The sequence below is a fragment of the Cupriavidus taiwanensis genome (assembly GCF_900250075.1).
Classification (GTDB): Bacteria; Pseudomonadota; Gammaproteobacteria; order Burkholderiales; family Burkholderiaceae; genus Cupriavidus; species Cupriavidus taiwanensis_C.
In genome coordinates, this window is the sequence record NZ_LT977070.1 from 2,863,386 (window position 1) to 2,880,210 (window position 16,825).

Annotated in this window: 15 protein-coding genes and 1 pseudogene; 12 read left to right on the plus strand and 4 right to left on the minus strand. The window is 62.5% G+C overall.

Going from position 1 to position 16,825, the window contains the following annotated elements; translation table 11 throughout:
- Positions 1-310 precede the first annotated feature (310 nt).
- Both CBM2588_RS13385 and CBM2588_RS13390 read left to right on the plus strand, forming a co-directional pair.
- Positions 311-1,600 carry an O-antigen ligase family protein gene (locus tag CBM2588_RS13385; protein ID WP_115680899.1) on the plus strand — a complete coding sequence of 430 codons (1,290 nt, stop codon included), beginning with the start codon at positions 311-313 and terminating at the stop codon, positions 1,598-1,600.
- Positions 1,597-2,688: a glycosyltransferase family 4 protein gene (locus CBM2588_RS13390; RefSeq protein WP_115680900.1), complete on the plus strand. Its 1,092-nt coding sequence runs from the start codon at positions 1,597-1,599 to the stop codon at positions 2,686-2,688. Before CBM2588_RS13385 ends, CBM2588_RS13390 begins: the two co-directional genes overlap by 4 nt.
- A 7-nt stretch (positions 2,689-2,695) precedes the next feature.
- Here the strand turns inward: CBM2588_RS13390 and waaA are convergent, their stop codons facing one another.
- Genes waaA through CBM2588_RS13405 form a run of 3 tightly spaced genes read right to left on the minus strand, consistent with a single transcriptional unit; the run spans position 2,696 to position 6,457 of the window.
- Positions 2,696-3,985 (minus strand): lipid IV(A) 3-deoxy-D-manno-octulosonic acid transferase, encoded by a 1,290-nt coding sequence (waaA, locus tag CBM2588_RS13395; protein ID WP_115680901.1) that lies wholly within the window; start codon positions 3,983-3,985, stop codon positions 2,696-2,698.
- Positions 3,985-5,091, minus strand: coding sequence for a lipopolysaccharide heptosyltransferase I (gene waaC / locus CBM2588_RS13400; RefSeq protein ID WP_115680902.1), 1,107 nt, complete (start codon positions 5,089-5,091; stop codon positions 3,985-3,987). The genes waaA and waaC overlap by 1 nt, the downstream gene beginning before the upstream one ends.
- Positions 5,072-6,457 carry a phosphomannomutase/phosphoglucomutase gene (locus tag CBM2588_RS13405; protein WP_115680903.1) on the minus strand — a complete coding sequence of 462 codons (1,386 nt, stop codon included), beginning with the start codon at positions 6,455-6,457 and terminating at the stop codon, positions 5,072-5,074. Before CBM2588_RS13405 ends, waaC begins: the two co-directional genes overlap by 20 nt.
- A 243-nt stretch (positions 6,458-6,700) precedes the next feature.
- Here CBM2588_RS13405 and CBM2588_RS13410 point away from each other — a divergent pair, with 243 nt between their 5' ends.
- From CBM2588_RS13410 to CBM2588_RS31540, 5 genes are all read left to right on the plus strand, one after another.
- Complete coding sequence (locus CBM2588_RS13410; protein ID WP_115680904.1) at positions 6,701-7,843, plus strand: glycosyltransferase family 4 protein; 1,143 nt, start codon at positions 6,701-6,703, stop codon at positions 7,841-7,843.
- Positions 7,840-9,159: a sugar transferase gene (locus CBM2588_RS13415; RefSeq protein ID WP_115680905.1), complete on the plus strand. Its 1,320-nt coding sequence runs from the start codon at positions 7,840-7,842 to the stop codon at positions 9,157-9,159. Before CBM2588_RS13410 ends, CBM2588_RS13415 begins: the two co-directional genes overlap by 4 nt.
- Positions 9,159-10,292 (plus strand): glycosyltransferase, encoded by a 1,134-nt coding sequence (locus CBM2588_RS13420; protein WP_115680906.1) that lies wholly within the window; start codon positions 9,159-9,161, stop codon positions 10,290-10,292. The genes CBM2588_RS13415 and CBM2588_RS13420 overlap by 1 nt, the downstream gene beginning before the upstream one ends.
- Positions 10,292-11,542 carry a lipopolysaccharide biosynthesis protein gene (locus CBM2588_RS13425; protein ID WP_115680907.1) on the plus strand — a complete coding sequence of 417 codons (1,251 nt, stop codon included), beginning with the start codon at positions 10,292-10,294 and terminating at the stop codon, positions 11,540-11,542. The genes CBM2588_RS13420 and CBM2588_RS13425 overlap by 1 nt, the downstream gene beginning before the upstream one ends.
- Positions 11,543-11,845: 303 nt before the next feature.
- Positions 11,846-12,061: a SymE family type I addiction module toxin gene (locus CBM2588_RS31540; protein ID WP_115680908.1), complete on the plus strand. Its 216-nt coding sequence runs from the start codon at positions 11,846-11,848 to the stop codon at positions 12,059-12,061.
- Between the two features lie 12 nt (positions 12,062-12,073).
- Here the strand turns inward: CBM2588_RS31540 and CBM2588_RS31035 are convergent.
- A pseudogene (locus CBM2588_RS31035) lies at positions 12,074-12,496 on the minus strand (transposase); the annotation flags it as partial.
- A 351-nt stretch (positions 12,497-12,847) separates the two neighbouring features.
- Here CBM2588_RS31035 and CBM2588_RS13435 point away from each other — a divergent pair.
- From CBM2588_RS13435 to CBM2588_RS13455, 5 genes are read left to right on the plus strand one after another with little or no spacing between them, the layout of a single operon-like run.
- Positions 12,848-13,264: a GtrA family protein gene (locus CBM2588_RS13435; RefSeq protein ID WP_115680909.1), complete on the plus strand. Its 417-nt coding sequence runs from the start codon at positions 12,848-12,850 to the stop codon at positions 13,262-13,264.
- An 11-nt stretch (positions 13,265-13,275) separates the two neighbouring features.
- The gene (locus CBM2588_RS13440; protein WP_115680910.1) at positions 13,276-14,082 is read left to right on the plus strand and encodes a glycosyltransferase family 2 protein; all 807 of its coding nucleotides are present in this window, start codon (positions 13,276-13,278) and stop codon (positions 14,080-14,082) included.
- A gap of 10 nt (positions 14,083-14,092) precedes the next feature.
- Positions 14,093-14,962 (plus strand): lysylphosphatidylglycerol synthase domain-containing protein, encoded by an 870-nt coding sequence (locus tag CBM2588_RS13445; RefSeq protein WP_269462420.1) that lies wholly within the window; start codon positions 14,093-14,095, stop codon positions 14,960-14,962.
- 1 nt (position 14,963) lies between these two features.
- Complete coding sequence (locus tag CBM2588_RS13450; protein ID WP_115680912.1) at positions 14,964-16,430, plus strand: hypothetical protein; 1,467 nt, start codon at positions 14,964-14,966, stop codon at positions 16,428-16,430.
- The gene (locus CBM2588_RS13455) at positions 16,420-16,818 is read left to right on the plus strand and encodes a capsular biosynthesis protein (protein WP_197717961.1); all 399 of its coding nucleotides are present in this window, start codon (positions 16,420-16,422) and stop codon (positions 16,816-16,818) included. Before CBM2588_RS13450 ends, CBM2588_RS13455 begins: the two co-directional genes overlap by 11 nt.
- Positions 16,819-16,825: the final 7 nt, after the last annotated feature.

The window sequence follows — 16,825 nt, forward strand, 5'->3', positions numbered from 1 at the left end:
CATCGATGGCTGTGACAAGCAGCATGCCGGAAAGTGCACCCCGGCTATAGACCTTCAGTTTAGCAAGTCGATCCGGCAAGACCTCTTGAAGCGCCTGAGCCTCCACATACATCCTGTAACGGGTCGACACGCTCGGCCGGCTAGGATGCGGAACTCCTGGAAATGCCACCGTGGCCATCCGATATAATCGCTTCGCCCCGAGCCGCAATGCCGGCGCCGGGCACCGCTCCTCAGGAGACGGCGACAATAATAAGACGGACGGAACGGCAGGCATCTCCCATGCACTACCTTCCTCCGGAAACCTTTCTCCATGCTCTTGATGACGAGATTGCAAGGGTCCCTACCGTTGGGGATCGACAAAGCTCTGTACCTGAGCGCCTGTGTTGTCCTGGCTGCGTTTCCCGCGCTGATGTTCGTCAAACCGTCGCTCAGCAACACCTGCTACGGGCTGTTGCTGGGGTGGAGCGCCATCGCCCTGGCTGCCGGCGGCCGCGCCGCCCTGGCCGAGTATGGCTGCATCCTGCGCCGGTACTGGCCGTTCATGCTGGCCATGGCGGCGCTGCCGCTCGCCGTGCTGCTCCAGCAACTGCTGACCGGCGCCGATGACCCGCATGTGCCCTATCTTTACCTGCGTTTTGCGCTGTTCATCGTTCTGGTCGCTGGCATGCTGCGCCTGGGCCGACGCGGCATGCAGAGCATCCAGTGGGGCTTCGTCGCCTGTGCGCTGATAGCCGCCTTGTGGCTGCACGAAGTGGCCGCAGCAGGCCGCCCCAGCCATGTCGGCTTCTCCAATGTCATTCCCTTCGGCAACCTCGCCCTGCTTACCGGCATGCTCGCCGTGATCTCGATCGGTTGGAACCGCCCCGGCGATCACTGGCTGGCCGGCCTGAAACTGCTGGCCGGCTTCGCGGGCCTGTATGCCTCATACATGAGCGGCACCCGTGGCGGATGGCTGGCGATTCCGGTGCTGGCGCTGATTGCGCTGGCCGCCTCGCGCCGGTTGACGCGGCTGCACAAGGCGGGGGTGCTGGTGGGGCTGGCCGGGCTGATGGCGCTGGGGTGGTTCAGCAGCGCGATGGTGCAGCAGAGGACGGCTGCGGTTGTATCTGAACTGTCTCAATTTGTTCAGCATGTAACGTCGGACACTTCGATCGGAGTTCGCCTTCAGCTCTGGCGCGCGTCGCTTGAACTGTTCCAGGCGCAACCCTGGACCGGCGTCGGACCGGAACACTTCGAAACGACCCTGCAGACCCTTGCCACTCAGCATGTGATTACGCCGCTGGCGGCGACCATGCCGCATTCTCACAATGAACTGCTGCATGCCGCCGCGACGCTCGGCATTCCCGGATTGCTGGCGATCCTTGCGTTGTACCTTGTGCCCGCCGTCTTCTTCCTGCGCCACCTGCGCGGAACCGACCGCGGCACCCGGGTCGCCAGCGCCATGGGCCTGGCGCTGTGCTGCGGCTTCATGGTGTTCGGGCTGACCGAAGTCATGTTCGCCACGACGCTGGTCAATGCCTTCTATAGCCTGGTCATGGCGTTTTGCTTTGCCTACGTCGTCGCGCGCCAAAGCAAACTGCCGGCACCGGCAACGCCTTGAACCCGGACTCGAGGCGCCATATCTGCTTCCTGACCGGCACCCTGAATGCGATGGCCGGCGCGGAGCGGATGACCGCCACCATCGCCAACGCGCTGGCTGCGCTGGGACACCGCGTCACCATCCTTAGCCTTTGGGACAGGTCCAGCCAGTTTCCATTGCACCCCGAGGTGCGCCATGAAGCGGTGTTCGCGCAACGCCCTTCGTTCAAGCGCGCCTATTTCGCCACCGTTGCCGGCATCCGCCGGCACTGCATTGCGCATCGCATCGATGTGCTGGTGCAGGTGGACCCCATGCTGGAACTGTTCGTGCTGCCTGCCACGCTCGGCCTTGGCCTGCACCATATCGCCTGGGAGCACTGTCACTTCGACCAGGACCTCGGCAAGCCCGCACGCAAGCTGGCGCGTCGGCTGGCGGCGCGGTTCTGCCGCCAGGTGGTGGTACTGACGGAGCGCGACCGCAGCCGGTGGCTGGAAGCCCTGCGGCCGCGCAGCGAGGTCGTGTGCCTGCCGAACCCGCTGCCGTTTGCATTGCCGGATGCGCCGGCCACACGCGCGCAAAGGACGGTGCTGGCCATGGGGCGGCTGGTCCCGGCCAAGGGTTTCGATGTGCTGCTGCGCGCCTGGAAGATCGTGGCGGCACAGGCGCCGCAATGGCAGTTGCTGATACATGGCGAAGGCGAGGAGCGCCCCGCCCTGGCGGCATTGATCCGGGAACTGGGGCTGGAAGACAGCGCCAGCCTGCCCGGCATCTGCCATGACCCCGTGCAAACCTATGGCAGTGCCTCGGTGTTCTGCCTGAGTTCGCGCTATGAGGGCTTCGGGCTGGTGCTGATCGAAGCGATGGCCTTCGGGCTGCCGATCGTATCGACCGATTGCGAGACCGGCCCGCGCGAATTGCTGGATCCGGATCGGGACGCGCTGGTGGTTGCCCCCGACGACCCCAATGCCTTGGCCCAGGCGCTGCTAGCCGTGATCCGCCAACCGGAACTGGCGGCAAGGCTCGGCGCCAGCGGTCGCCAGAAGGCCAGCCGGTTTGCGCTGGAACACATCGCGCAACAGTGGGACGCCCTGGTCAGGGCGCCGAGCTAATCTTCAGTCAGCCTTCCAACGTTGGTGCAACGGCCGCCAGGGTGCGCACCGTGGCGCCGCGATGCAGGCCCGAAAAAGTCTGCGCATGCGCACGCATCTCAGCCAGGCGCGCCGGATCTGCCAGCACGCTGGCCGCGGTACGCATCAGCACGTCGGCATTGTCGACACGCAGGCACGCGCCCGCGGCAATTGCATCCTCGGTCGCCTGCGCAAAGTTGAAGGTGTGCGGCCCGATCAGCACCGGGGTGCCGACAGCGCAGGCTTCGATCAGGTTCTGCCCGCCCAGTGGCAACAAGCTGCCACCGATAAACGCCAGGTCCGACGCGGCAAAGTACATGGCCATCTCGCCCATCGAATCGCCCAGCACGATGTCGGCCGTCAGGGGCGACCGCACGCGATCGAGATCCAGATTGCTGCGGCGTTCGACCGAAAACCCGGTCCGCGCCGCCATCGCGGCCACTTCATCGAAACGCTGCGGGTGGCGCGGAATCAGCAGCAGCGCCGGCCGGGGCACGCCTGGCGCCAGGGACTCCCAGCGCGAGAAGGCGTCGAGCAGCATCGCCTCTTCGCCCTCGCGGGTACTGGCCGCCGCCAGCACCGCGCGCGCGCCGAAGGCCTGGCGCAGCTGCCCGCCCAGCGCCACGCCGGCCGGCGCGGGCTGCATGTCGAACTTGAGGTTGCCGGTGATCTGCACCGCCGGCACGCCCAGTGCGCGAAAGCGTTCGGCATCGCCCGCCGTCTGTGCCAGCACGCCGGCAAAGTCGCGGTACATCGACGCCGCGGCGCGACCGAAGCGGGCCGTGCGCCGGTAGCTGCGCGGCGACAAGCGGGCGTTGACGAGGTACAGCGGCACGCCCGCCTTGCGCGCGCCATGGACCAAGTTCGGCCACACCTCGGTCTCCATCAGCATGCCCACCTGCGGCCGGAAATATCGCATGAACCGCCGCACCAGCCACGGCAGGTCGTACGGCAGGTAGCACTGGACCACGCGCGGCTCCTTGCCGAACAACTGCGCGCCGGTCTGGCGGCCGGTTGGCGTCATGTGCGTCAGCAGCAGGCGGTGATGGGGATGCGCGGCCAGCAGCGCCTCGACCAGCGGCTGGGCGGCGCGGGTCTCGCCCACCGACACGGCGTGGACCCATAGCCACGGCCCAGGCTTCGGCAGGCCGCCATAGGCACCGAGGCGTTCGCCGACATGCTGCAGGTAGCCCGGCTCCTTGCGCGCGCGCCAGGCCAGGCGCAGCAGCGCCAGCGGCAGCACCGCCACCCATAACAAGCTGTACAGGAGACGCAACATCAGGCAGCCACTCCGCGCACGCGGCACGCCGCCTCGTAGACTTCATCGACCGACGGCACCACGCCGTCGTCGCCGACATTGGCAATGCGTTCCGACCAGTAGCCTTCGGTCTTCCAGCGCCAGGTGGCGGTATAGATTTCCACGGTGGGCCGGCACAGCGCCGCGGCGATATGGACCAGTCCGGTATCTACGCCGATCACGACTTCGGCGCGATTGATCAGGCCAAAGCCCTGCATCACGGAAAAGCGCGGCAACACCTTGGCCCGTGGCACGCCCGCAGCAATGGCTTCGGCAGCCTGGCGTTCCTTGTCATTGCCCCATGGCAACAGCATCACCAGGCCTTCTTGATTCAGACGCTCGCCCAACGCGTGCCAGTTCTGCAGCGCCCACTTCTTGCGCGCCCCCGCGGTCGCATGGAAGCACACGGCATAGCGCGCCGGCAAATCCGCCCATAGCGGATCGTCGACGGACAGCGTCCGCGCGGCCTCTCCGAAAAACAACGGCGGCTCCGCCGGCGCGGTCCCGGTCAGCGCTGCGCCGAGCAAGCGCGAGCGCCGCACCGAATGGGTCTGGCGCGGCACGGCCACGGGCTCGGTATAGAGCAGCCGCGCCGCCGGTTCATAGCCCGAGCCCTGCGTCGCGTTGCCAAGCCCGATGATGGGCGCGCTCGGCGCGCGTGCGGCAACGCGCGCCACCACCGCAGTCTTGAGCAAGCCCTGGCTTTCGATCACGGCGTCATAGCGTTCCTGGCGCAAGGCGTCGCGCACCGCGCCGATCTCGCGCCAGGTGCCGCCCTGCAGCAGGCGCTTGCGCCAGCGCCGCAGCGCAAACGGGATCACGCGGCGCACCTCGGGCAGCAGGCGTACCAGCTCAACGTAGCCTTCTTCGACAACCCAGTCGATCTCGGCGCCCGGCCAGCGCGCGCGCAAGTCGTGCACCAGCGGCATGTTGTGCACCACATCGCCGAGCGACGATACCTTGACCAGCAGGATGCGCGGCCGCTCCGGCAGCGCAAAAGGCACCGCGGCCGGCATGGGCTGCGCCACACCGGCCGCGTCAGACGATGCCGCAGGCACCGTCGCGCCCTCAGAACGGGAGCTGAGCATCCGGCTTCTCGGCGAGGATCACGCGCTTGAACTCTGCCTGGATGCGCGCCAGCGCGGCGTCGTTGTCGGCTTCGAAACGCATCACCACCACCGGCGTGGTATTGGACGGACGCGCCAGGCCAAAGCCGTCGGCATATTCCACCCGCACGCCGTCGATGGTGATCACTTCGCGCGCGCCCTCGAACCTGGCGTTGGCGCGGATCTTGTCGAGCAGCGTGAAGGGCTCGCCCTCGGCGCACTTCAGCTGCAGCTCAGGGGTGTTGTTGGCGTTCGGCAGCGCGTTCAGCACGGCGCTGGGATCGGCATGGCGCGACAGGATTTCCAGCAGCCGCGCGCCGGTGTACAGGCCATCGTCAAAACCGTACCAGCGGTCCTTGAAGAAGACATGGCCGCTCATTTCACCGGCGATCGGCGCGCCGGTTTCCTTCAGCTTGGCCTTCACCAGCGAATGCCCGGTCTTCCACATCAGCGGCTCACCGCCGTGCTGGCGGATCCACGGCGCCAGCTTGCCGGTGCACTTGACGTCGTAGATCACCTGCGCACCGGGATTGCGCGACAGGATTTCCTCGGCGAACAGCATCAGCTGGCGGTCCGGGAAAATCACCTGTCCGTCCTTGGTCACCACGCCCAGGCGGTCGCCGTCGCCATCGAAGGCCAGGCCCAGCTCGCAGTCGGTCTCGCGCAGGGTCTTCATCAGGTCCTGCAGGTTTTCGATATGCGCGGGATCGGGATGGTGGTTGGGGAAGTTGCCGTCGACCTCGCAGAACAGCTCGACCACTTCACAGCCCAGGCCGCGGAACAGATCGCCGACAAAGGCACCGGCCACGCCATTGCCGGCATCGAGTGCAATCTTCATCGGGCGGGACAGCTTGACGTCGCCCAGGATCCGATCGAGATACTTCGCGCGCACATCGACTTCCTTGTACGCGCCTGCGCCCTGGGTGAAAGCGCCGGCCTCGATGCGCTTGCGCAGGTCCTGGATCTGCTCGCCGTAGATGGCCCGGCCCGCCAGCACCATCTTGAAGCCGTTGTAGTCGGGCGGGTTATGGCTGCCGGTGACCATGATGCCCGAGGTGGGGCGCACGCCGTCGATTTCGATATTGGTTGCGAAATAGACCATCGGCGTCGCCACCATGCCAAGGTCCAGCACGTCCAGCCCGGTGGCGCGCAGGCCCTCGACCAGGCCACCGATCAGGTCCGGGCCGGACAGCCGGCCGTCACGGCCGACGGCGATGGAAGTCTCGCCAAGCTCCACGGCGGCGGAGCCGAACGACAAGCCGATCTGGCGCGCGACGTCGCGGGTGAGCGTTTTGCCCACGATGCCGCGAATGTCATAGGCTTTGAAGATGGAAGGATCGATTTGCATGTAGGGTCCTGAGTTGCTTGTCGTCCGCGCCACACCTTGCCAGCAGGCCGATGCGGCGCCCCAAAGGCAGCTATTTTGCCGGATTGCGGCGGGCCCGGGCGGTATAATCGCCGCATTATCACGGATGGACACAATTTTCGGAGTCTGTCCTACATCCGGCGGTGCCCTGCCCAGCGCTCAGGGGTAGTTTGTCCTGCCGCGGCACCCGCGGCGGACCCGATCCGTCACGAAACGTACACAGCCTTGAAGCCATCCGCGCAACCGTCGCCCCGACCTCGCATTGCCTACCTGATCACCAATGCGGAGATCGGCGGCGCGCAGTCGCATGTCGCCGACCTGCTGCGGTCGACGGCCGGCAAGGCGGATACCGTGCTGCTGGCGGGCGGCGAAGGCCCCCTCTTCGAGATCGCCGCACGCACCGGCGCGCAGACCATCCGGCTGACACGGCTGGACAATGCCCTGTCGCCCTGGCGCGCCCTCCATGCCTTGCGTGAACTGGCCGGGGCATTGAAACACGCCGCGCCGGACCTGATCCATGCCCACAGCGCCAAGGCAGGCGCCCTGGGCCGCATCGCCGGACTGTTACTCGGCATACCCGTGGTATATACCGTCCACGGCTTTGCCTTCAAGGCCGAAGCCCCACCCCGCCAGCGCCTGGCCGCGCGCGTGGCGGAATGGCTGCTGGCACCGCTGGCCGCGCGCATGATCTGCGTCGCGCAAGCGGAACGACAACTGGCCCGATCGCTTCCGCTTCCCGCCGAACGCATCTCGGTCATTCCCAACGGCATCCCCGATACACCTCATCGCGCCGACCCGCAAGCCCCCCTGCGAAGGATTGTGATGGTCGCGCGCTTTGCCGCGCCCAAGCGCCAGGACGCGGCGATCCGCGCGTTCGCGCGCGCAGGGCTGGAGTCGTGCGTACTGACCCTGGTCGGAGACGGCCCGCAGCGGCACGCCATGCAGCAGCTGGCGCAACAGCTGGCACCGGGGCGCGTGGAGTTTCCCGGCAACGTCACCGAAGTACCGGCGCTGCTGGCTTCGGCGCAGGCCTTTGTGCTGGCGTCGGACCACGAAGGCTTTCCGCTGTCCGTGCTCGAGGCGATGCGTGCCGGACTGCCTGTGGTCGCCTCAAACCTGCTTGGCATTCGTGAACAGATCGAAGACAACCGGCACGGCCTGCTGGTCGATCACGATGACGAGCATGCGTTCGCCGCAGCGCTGCGCCGCCTTGCCGACGACAGCTCCCTGCGTGCGGCGCTTGGCCACGGCGCGCGCCAGCGCTGGGAGCAATGCTATGGCCTGGAACGCATGACCGACGCCACCTGGTCCGTCTACCGCGACGCCCTCGCCCAAACGCCCCGCACCGCGCGGGTGCCGACGTCATGACCATCAAGGCCGACAGCATGCGGCACCGCGCCCTGCGCATGCGCACCGGCGGCTCGGAGACCGTGCGCCGCGTCAGCCGGATGGTGGCCTGGGCGGTGCTCGGCCTGGCGCTGTTCGCGCTCAGCGCGGTCGGCGCCGAAATGGCCCACCGCGCCGGCATCGTGACCTACGTGTTCACGCGCACCCTGCTATGGTCCGTCGTGCCGTACTTGGTCGCGTTCATGCTGCTGCATCGCTCGCTGCACCTGCCAGCGATGGAAGGCAACAGCCTGGCCGGACTTGCCGCGACGCTGCCGTTCTGCGGCCTGCTCTTCGTGTTTGCCGCCTTCCATATCGAATACTCGCGCGGCGCGCTGCTGCTGTCCTACCTGATCACACTGGCGTGGCTCTGGACCGGCTATCGACGCTTCGTGCAGAACTACGTGCCGCTGTTCGGCTATACCGATCCGGCTACGCTGGCGCAGCTGGACGCCATCCTCGCCATGCCCGGCGCCGCGGCGCCGGCCCGCATCCGCTTTGAACCGGTGGGATCGCTGGAGGACGCCAGGCACTTCGACGGCCTGATGGTAGAGCGCAGCGCCACCGGCGACCCCGAACGCACGCGGCTGCTCGCGCATTACAAGATGAGCCATGTCCGCATGTACTCGGTCGAGCGCGTCGGCGAAATGCTGACCGGCCGCGTCGGCCTGGCGCATATCGACGAGAACTTCCTGGACGACTACGCCGCGCACTACCTCTATGGCTACCTGAAGCGCGCGATCGATATCGTGGCCGTCGCCTGCCTGGCACCGCTGGCCGTGCCGCTGGGACTCGCCGTCGCACTCGCCATCCGATTCGAAACGGCTGGCGGCGCCATCTTCCGGCAAGAACGCGTGGGCCTGTTCGGCAAGCCCTTCGTCATGCTCAAGTTCCGCAGCATGGGCGTCGACGCCAGCGCGCCCGCCCTGTTCGCGGCACGCCGCGATCCGCGCGTGACGCGGGTCGGGCGCATTATCCGCAAGTACCGCCTGGACGAGATTCCGCAGCTGTGGAACGTGCTGCTCGGGCATATGAGCCTGATCGGCCCGCGGCCGGAGCAGGCGCCCATGGTCGACCGGTTTTCCGAGACCATCCCCTATTACCCGTACCGGCACCTGGTGCGGCCCGGCCTCTCCGGCTGGGCGCAGGTGCAGCAGGGTTATGCCGGCAGCCATGAAGAGACTGTGACCAAGCTCAGCTATGACTTGTATTACGTCAAGCATTGTTCGCTGGCACTGGACCTGCTGATCGGGGTGAAGACGCTCAGGACCCTCGCGACCGGTTACGGAGCCCGCTGATGGGCAGCGTCGACGAGACTGCCGCGCCGGCGCCATTGCGCATCCTTGTCATCACCACGGGCCTCAAGCTGGGCGGCGCCGAGCAGCAGATCGCGGCGCTGGCGCGCGCCTTCCTGGCACTGGGCAACGAGGTCGCCATCCTCAGCCTTACGCGGGGGCAGGAGATCGACTTGCCTGCCGCCATCCACGTCACCGAACTGGACATGCGCAAGACCCCGCTGTCGATGCTGGCGGCCCTGCGCAAGGCCCGGCTGCTCGTGCAGCAATGGCGCCCGGATGTTATCCACGCCCATATGGTCCACGCCAATCTGTTCGCACGGGTACTGTCCAGGATGGGACGCATGCCGCCAGTCATCTGCTCGGCGCACAGCGCACGCGAAGGCGGCCGCCTGCGCGCCCTCGCCTACCGCGTCACGGACCGCTGGTGCGCCCTGACGACCCACGTCAGCGACGCCGGCCGCCTGGCGATGGTGGCCAGCGGCGCCGTGCCGGACGGGCGCGTGATCGTGATGCCGAACGGCATCGATACCGGCCGCTTTCGCCCGGACCAGGCTTCGCGCGAACAGACCCGGCGCAACCTCGGCCTGGGGCCCGACGACCGGCTAGTGCTCAACGTCGGCAGGCTGGTACCAGAGAAGGACCAGGCCATGCTGATAGATGCCTTCGCCGAGGTCAGCCGCGACTTGCCCCGGGCGCGGCTCATGATTGCCGGAGATGGCCCATTGCGCGATGCGCTCACGAACCAGGTCGCCCGGCATGGGCTGAATCATGCCGTACTGTTGGCCGGCGCCCGTAACGACATCCCGGAGCTGCTGCGCGCCGCCGATGTCTTCGTGCTGTCTTCGCGCATCGAAGGCATGCCGCTGGCGGTGGGCGAAGCGCTGGCCAGCGGGCTGCCGGTCGTGGCGACCGCCGCGGCCGGCGTATCCGAACTGGCGGGAGACACCGCCACGCTGACACCCACTGGAAATCCCCAGGCGCTGGCGAGCGCCTTGCGCAACGCCATCGCAGGCCTGCCCGGCACCGAAACCGAACGCGACCGTCGCCGCCAGCGGATCGTCGGCCATTTCGACGTGAATGGTGTGGCGCGGCAATGGCTGGCGCAATACCGTAGCCTGAGGAAGCAACCCTGATGCGCCGCAAAGTCGCGGGCAACCTGCTCTGGCTGCTGGCCGACCGTGGCTTGCAGGTGGTCGTGGGCATCGGCGTGGTGGCCATGCTGGCGCGGGCGCTGGGTACGGAGGGGTTCGCGCATTTCCAGTATGCGCAGTCGCTGGTGTTTATTGCGGCGTCGATACCGTTGATTTGCTCGGCGGAGGTGGTGGTGCCGCGGTTGGTGGCCCGGGCGGCTCCTGAAGCCGCACACGCACTGCTCGCCCATGCCTTTGCGATCCGCATGATCGCAGGGATCGTCGGCTACGCACTTATGTGTGCCTACCTTGCGTTCACACAACAGCCGGCAGACACGTGGATACCTGCAGCCATCCTAGGCACAGCCATCATGCTGCGCGAACCGTTCGGCGTGGTCATCGCGTGGATGCAGGCGCGTACGCATAACCGGCCGAACGTGGTCTTCAACCTCATTGCAATGGCTGCGAAGGTCGCTCTGATTGGCGCCCTGTTCTTTACTGGTGTCAATTTGGTGCCTGCGTATGCGACCGCCTTTGCCATCGAACCGCTGATTGCCGCTGCGTTGTTGGCCTGGTACTACTTGTCACGCGCGCCGCGTACCGTACTAACCCGGGACGCGTCGCTGACCCGCGACCTGGTACGTGATGGGACGCTGTTCTGGGTGAGCTTTATGCTGATGGTGTGTGCCCGGCGTGCCGACCAGTTGATTCTCAAGCCGCTTGTGCCGCTAGCGGAACTGGGGGCGTATGCGGCGACGATGCAAGTGCTGGATAACTTTACGACTGTCGCTACGATCCTGGCGGCCGGGGTTGCGCCCATGTATGTGTTCAGTCAGCCATCGGTCGGGGCGGCACGGCGGAATGTGCTACGCGTAACCGGAGGTATGATTGCCGTCGGGCTTTGCGGGGCAATCCTCCTGGCACTTTGTGCGGAATGGGTGGTTCAGTTGCTGTATGGGCAGGCGTTCAGCGAAACGGTCGGGCTGCTGCGGCTGGCAGCCCTGGCATCGACGCTGGTCTTTGCGGATGTTGGATTGAGTTTATTCCCGGTGTATTTACGTAAGCCGCGGTGGGTGGCGGTGAAGTGGACATTGGTGCTGGCTACAACGGTTGTCGTCGACTTCATTGCAGTACCGAGTCTCGGTACGCGCGGGGCCGTCCTTGGCTATGCGGTGGGTAACGCCGTGGCATTGGTCTTTGGCTTAGCCTTGTTGCTTCGCACCAGGACTGCGACAGCTGTTGCCTCTGCGTGAGCGAATCCTTTTCTTGCATGACTCCATTCCTGCCAGCGCAGTTCTGGGGATTCTGAGAGTCGTCTCATTCCCCCAACTATCCTTGCCGCGTAGCGTTGCCAGTGGTGCTGACCACACCTCTCACGGCGACTAAGTTGCACTCGGCAGTCGAAGGTACATAGCGGCCAAAGCTCCACTTTGGCCGGGTAGTGCGCATTGATACAAGACCCGAAAGGGAAAAAATGCGGGCCGTCTGTGAGCGGTGGTCAAAGTACCCGGCCGCCCCTTGACCAGGGGCGAAGTGAAATCTCACAGGAGTTAGCTATGACGGAGCAATCTGCTTGTACTCAGGTGCGCACACTCACGACTGGACGCACTTTTTTTCCGGTTCTACCTGCCAGCAGTAATGGCTTTAGCGGCCTACGGGCCGTACCTTGGATTCGATTGAAGGGTGTTTGGTTGGAAGAGGCTGGTTTCGCGGTTGGGAAATCGGTGAAAGTTGAGATACGACAGGGGCAAGTGATTATTTCTGCGGCCTAGATCGGCTAACAAAAACCCCTCGACGAATCTGCAGCAGATGACAGCGCACGCGGCTTGAACACAGCGAGGTGGATATCGAGGCGCCGTCGAAGCGAATTCGCAGTTTACCGAACTCGGCAAGCTAAGCAAGCCTGCGTTCGACAACCCAACGATGCTTGCCGACGGGATCGTTCTCCTCGATGCTGCGTCTTGCAATTTGTGGGTTAATGCCCCTTCACGCGGATGCCGACGACACCGCGTGAAACCACCCCCCTTCCGGCGTCGGCCTTGTCGGGGCGGCTGCACGGCCGGCCAGGAAACTTGGGCACTGCGGGTAGGGCATCAACCAGGGGTTTCGAGGATCACCGAGTCGTGCCAATTAGCACCGCTCATCGCCAGCCCCAAGGAAAATCCGCGCCAGTCTAAGACGAGATGGCGCTTGGTGTCGAGCTTGCCGACCCGTACGTGCCAAAATCACGGCCGCGCCGCATCCTACCTCAAAGCCTGCTTGCGTCGACCGTTTTTTGACCCTGCACTGGCCACCGACTCGTCTGTTCCAACAGGTGGCCATGGTAGCAATGTGCCGCTGAGTGCCCTTTGCGCCCCTCAGGACAGGCACGTTCTCGAAACCGGGCTTTCATGACTCCCATCCACCACAAGTAGCTCTCATGATCACTTCAGCCCGCTGCTTTTCGGCGGCTAAAAGGATGACCTACCCCATCCCCGTGAACTAAACTGGTACTTTTTTGGCCAGAAGCAACAGCCCCGGCCGGGCTGATGGCAAGTGATTTGTAGAGGGCGTTACCCATGAAGTTGTTTCTAGGCTTTCTTTTGATTTCGGGCGTGGGTTGGCTCCTCGATATGGTGTCTTACGCCGCCTTGTCTCAACTCGTAGGAGTGGCGCCGGCTTATGCAAACTTCATCTCCTCAATGGTTGGTGTGACCTACGTCTGGATTATCGCGCTCAACAGACTTTTCGATCGACGAGAGTATGGCAAGTCAATTTACCTACCTATCTATTGGGGCTACCAGGGGGCGTCCATCCTTGCTTACTCGGCATTGATCTCCATCGTTGGAGCCTCCACTGTTAACTCCAGAATTGGTGATGTCCTTGGGGCTCCTCATGATCTTGTTGCAAAAATAATCATCACCGGCCCTAATTTATTAACCAATTTTATTTTTATGACTATTTTGACCAGGTTCATGAAACCCGGCGATCAATAACCGCACCTGCTATGAAACCAAAAATCCTCGTCTTTATCCCGGCCTATAGATGCGAGGCACAAGTCCGCCGCGTCATCGAGCAATTCGATGCCCGCGTACAGCAATGGATTGATACCGTGATGGTCGTCGACAATCAGTCGCCCGACCAGACTTTGGAAGTGGCAATTGAACGTGGCAAAGCAGTGCTAACCAACTGCAATTTCGTTGCCTGGCATAACGAGAACAACTATGGGCTGGGCGGTTCCCACAAGGCAGCGTTCCGCTATGCAATCGAACAGGGTTTCGATTATCTCGTGGTACTGCACGGGGACGACCAAGCCGACATCCATGACCTGATTCCTCAACTCGAAGCTGGCGCACACTTGCAAGTCGACTGCCTGCTCGGCGCACGGTTCATGCGCGGCAGTCAACTCAAGGGTTATTCGTGGTTCCGCACTTTCGGCAACCGGGTGTACAACGGACTGTTCTCGCTGGTGACACAACGCGCCATTTATGATCTAGGTTCAGGTCTGAATTTGTATCGCCTGAAGACCTTCCGTGAATTCCACTTGAAGACTTTCCCGGATGATCTGACCTTCAACTATGTGATGCTGCTGGCGAGCTATTACCGCAAGCAAAAAGTGCGTTTCTTCCCTATTTCCTGGCGCGAAGAAGACCAGCGTTCCAATGTCAAACTTGTCCGTCAAGCATTCAAGGTGCTTGGACTCCTTGCAGGATACGCCTTGAAGCGCGGCAAATTTGTGAGCAGCGACCTGCGCGCGCATGCCTTTGAAACTTACACAGGCCAAATTCGCTACCGCCGCGACAAACAGTTCTGACGGGCCGGGTATGAGAAAAAGCTTGCGTATTTATCTAACATTACTATTGGCGGTCGTCATTGGGTGGTTTTGGTGGAGTGCTCCCGCCATGGCCGACCTCGGCCGGGTCACGCACTGGTCGGGCTTGCTTGGTATCACGGCGCTGTATCTTTGCTCGCATGTTTTGCGGATGCTCCGCCTGGTCTTGCTGACGCTCGACAAACGCAACAACGCTTTTTCTCTTGTCTCGGCGCATGCCCTGACCGCCTTGCCAAGCAGCTTCTTACCGTTCAAGCTCGGAGAGATCTTGCGCTTGGCCGCGTTCTTCCACGTATTTGACACTCGCCAGAAAGCAATTGCAGTCTGGCTAGCTGAACGTTTTGGTGACGTACTAGTCATCACTATCTTCATTTTTGGCCTTTACCTCCTCGACATCAAAGTGCCGCCTGGCATGCGCACCGTTTTCATCATCTTCGTGCTGGCAAGCGGGATCGGTCTGCTCGGATTGTTCGCGGTAGCAAAAGCATTTGTCTACCTCAACCGCCATTTGGTGCTTACCAGCCTGTCGCGGCGCGGTCTGGTGCTTCTGCGCACCAGCCATGTCCTGCGCGGCCTCGAAACAAGCATCCACAGGTCAATCGAGGGGCGTGTCTCTGGTTTCCTGCTCCTGTCTGTGTTGATCTGGTTCTTCGAGATAATGGCCCTATCGCTCTTTATCAACTTGCTTGCTATCGGCGAACCCGATTTTGCGGAACTGTTTGCTTCCGGCCTGCTGGCAAGCCTACATAGCGGCAGCCGGAACGCTTATGGCATTTACCAGTCCCTTGCCCTTGTTGTGCTGACTATCGTATTCCTCCTGGCAGTATGGCTTGCAGCGCGCTTCAAAATCACGAGAATTTGACGTGACAGACATCCATTCCAAACTTCTCCTCATCGTCGACGATCGCGAGTTCACAAGCGGTGAAGTGCGCAGCCTAGTTGGCGTCCGCCGCTTTGGCGACATCATCTTCAAGCGTCGCCCGATGTTCGAACATTTTCGGGAAGCCCTGCCGGCATGGGCCAAACAGCGCTTGATCCGCCTGCAAAGCGATGCCGACCTTGCAGCATTGCGCTCGAACCTGGAAACCTGCTGTGAAGATACCGCGGCCTGTGTGATAGCGGGCCGATCCGGCTTTGCCAGAGCCGATTTGCTCACTCAGCTGGTTGAACGTCTGCCATACGCCGAAGAGAACTTTACCGATACTCTGTACAAGCCTCTCCTAGTATTTTGGCGTAACGCCCATGACCTGGTTGACCAATGGCCTGAATTCGTGTCTTCGCCATTGCATACGTGGGAGCAGTCCTGGCAACGCAGCCAACGCCTGCAGTCCCTACAGCCGCTCGACTTGGGGAAAATCCGCGATTTCCTATCATTCAGCAGCGGCTCGACCACAACGCGGCACTTTAACGAAGTGCTGATCGATGCTTATTACTATACAAAGAGTTCACGCGATAAGCGCAAGATGCAGGCCGAGTACTCGTTCTATAGCCTGGTCCCAGAGCGCATGCGGCCATGGCTAATTGAGTCCTTTGATTTCAAGGACGAGGGTGAACGTGCCTCATACAAAATGCTGCGTTATTATCTGGCAGACTCCGCGCTTCAATGGGTGCACGGAGCATTCGAGCCGGATACCTTTGCGCCTTTTGTCGAACGGCTGCTGTTCTTTATTTCGGACCGGCCAAAACAGGCTTGCAACAAAGAGCAGTCCGCCGCGTTGGCAAAGGATCTATTCGTCACCAAGCTGGAAAGGCGGGTCAAGGAATTCCTGGCGATGGCAGAGGGTAAAAGGATCAACCAGTTGGCATCCAGCGCAACGCCGAAGCTTGACCTTACCGATCTGCTTAGCCGCTACCTGAAGCTCTTCAAGCGCTTCGAAAAAGCATTCTCATTCGATTACCGCGTGGTGGGCCACGGCGACCCATGCTTCTCGAACATCCTGTATGACCAGCAGCGTTATCTGCTCAAATTGATCGACCCCAAAGGCGCCTTGACGGAAGAAGAGCTCTGGACGCACCCGCTGTACGATCTGTGCAAGATCTCGCACAGCGTGCTGGGTGACTACGATTTCATCAACAACGGCCTCTACAAAGTAGATTTCGCGGACAACAACGATCTGGGGCTGAGCTTCAGGCACACCAACCACGCAGATCTGAAGCCCATTTTTGTCAAACAGGTGAAAGCTATGGGCCACGATGTTCGCATTATGCGCCTGGGCGAGGCTTCTTTATTCTTATCGATGCTGCCGTTGCACATCGATTATCCAAACAAGGTGCTCGCCTTTATGCTGAACGCGCGCCAAATACTCGATGAGATTGAAAGTGAACAATAAAATTGAAGAAGTTGACGGCACATTGGTAGTCGATATCGACGGCACGCTCTGCGGCATCAAGACATCTGACCAGTCCTATACGGATCTGGTACCGCGGCAGGATATGCTGCTCAAGTTGGCAGAATACCAGCAAAAGGGCTACCGGATCTTGCTATTTACGTCGCGAAACATGAACACATACAAGAACAACCTGGGTCAAATCAACAAGCACACCGCGCCGGTATTGCTCGAGTGGTTGGCAAAGTGGCAAGTTCCTTACGACGAGATCCTGTTCGGAAAACCCTGGCCAAGGAAACACGGTTTTTATATCGACGACCGCTCGGTTCGTCCAGACGAATTTCTGCGTTTAAGCGAGGAAGAAATTCACAAATTGCTTGGACAGGAATAGGAAGATC

What these genes read in the sequence shown, in the direction of transcription:
- CBM2588_RS13425 (WP_115680907.1), top strand. Translation starts at nt 10,292, where the DNA reads ATGCGCCGCAAAGTCGCGGGCAACCTGCTCTGGCTGCTGGCCGACCGT.
- CBM2588_RS13445 (WP_269462420.1), top strand. Translation starts at nt 14,093, where the DNA reads ATGAGAAAAAGCTTGCGTATTTATCTAACATTACTATTGGCGGTCGTC.
- waaA (WP_115680901.1), bottom strand. Translation starts at nt 3,985, where the DNA reads ATGTTGCGTCTCCTGTACAGCTTGTTATGGGTGGCGGTGCTGCCGCTG.
- CBM2588_RS13420 (WP_115680906.1), top strand. Translation starts at nt 9,159, where the DNA reads ATGGGCAGCGTCGACGAGACTGCCGCGCCGGCGCCATTGCGCATCCTT.
- CBM2588_RS13385 (WP_115680899.1), top strand. Translation starts at nt 311, where the DNA reads ATGCTCTTGATGACGAGATTGCAAGGGTCCCTACCGTTGGGGATCGAC.
- CBM2588_RS13405 (WP_115680903.1), bottom strand. Translation starts at nt 6,457, where the DNA reads ATGCAAATCGATCCTTCCATCTTCAAAGCCTATGACATTCGCGGCATC.
- CBM2588_RS13435 (WP_115680909.1), top strand. Translation starts at nt 12,848, where the DNA reads ATGAAGTTGTTTCTAGGCTTTCTTTTGATTTCGGGCGTGGGTTGGCTC.
- CBM2588_RS13415 (WP_115680905.1), top strand. Translation starts at nt 7,840, where the DNA reads ATGACCATCAAGGCCGACAGCATGCGGCACCGCGCCCTGCGCATGCGC.
- CBM2588_RS31540 (WP_115680908.1), top strand. Translation starts at nt 11,846, where the DNA reads ATGACGGAGCAATCTGCTTGTACTCAGGTGCGCACACTCACGACTGGA.
- CBM2588_RS13440 (WP_115680910.1), top strand. Translation starts at nt 13,276, where the DNA reads ATGAAACCAAAAATCCTCGTCTTTATCCCGGCCTATAGATGCGAGGCA.
- waaC (WP_115680902.1), bottom strand. Translation starts at nt 5,091, where the DNA reads ATGCTCAGCTCCCGTTCTGAGGGCGCGACGGTGCCTGCGGCATCGTCT.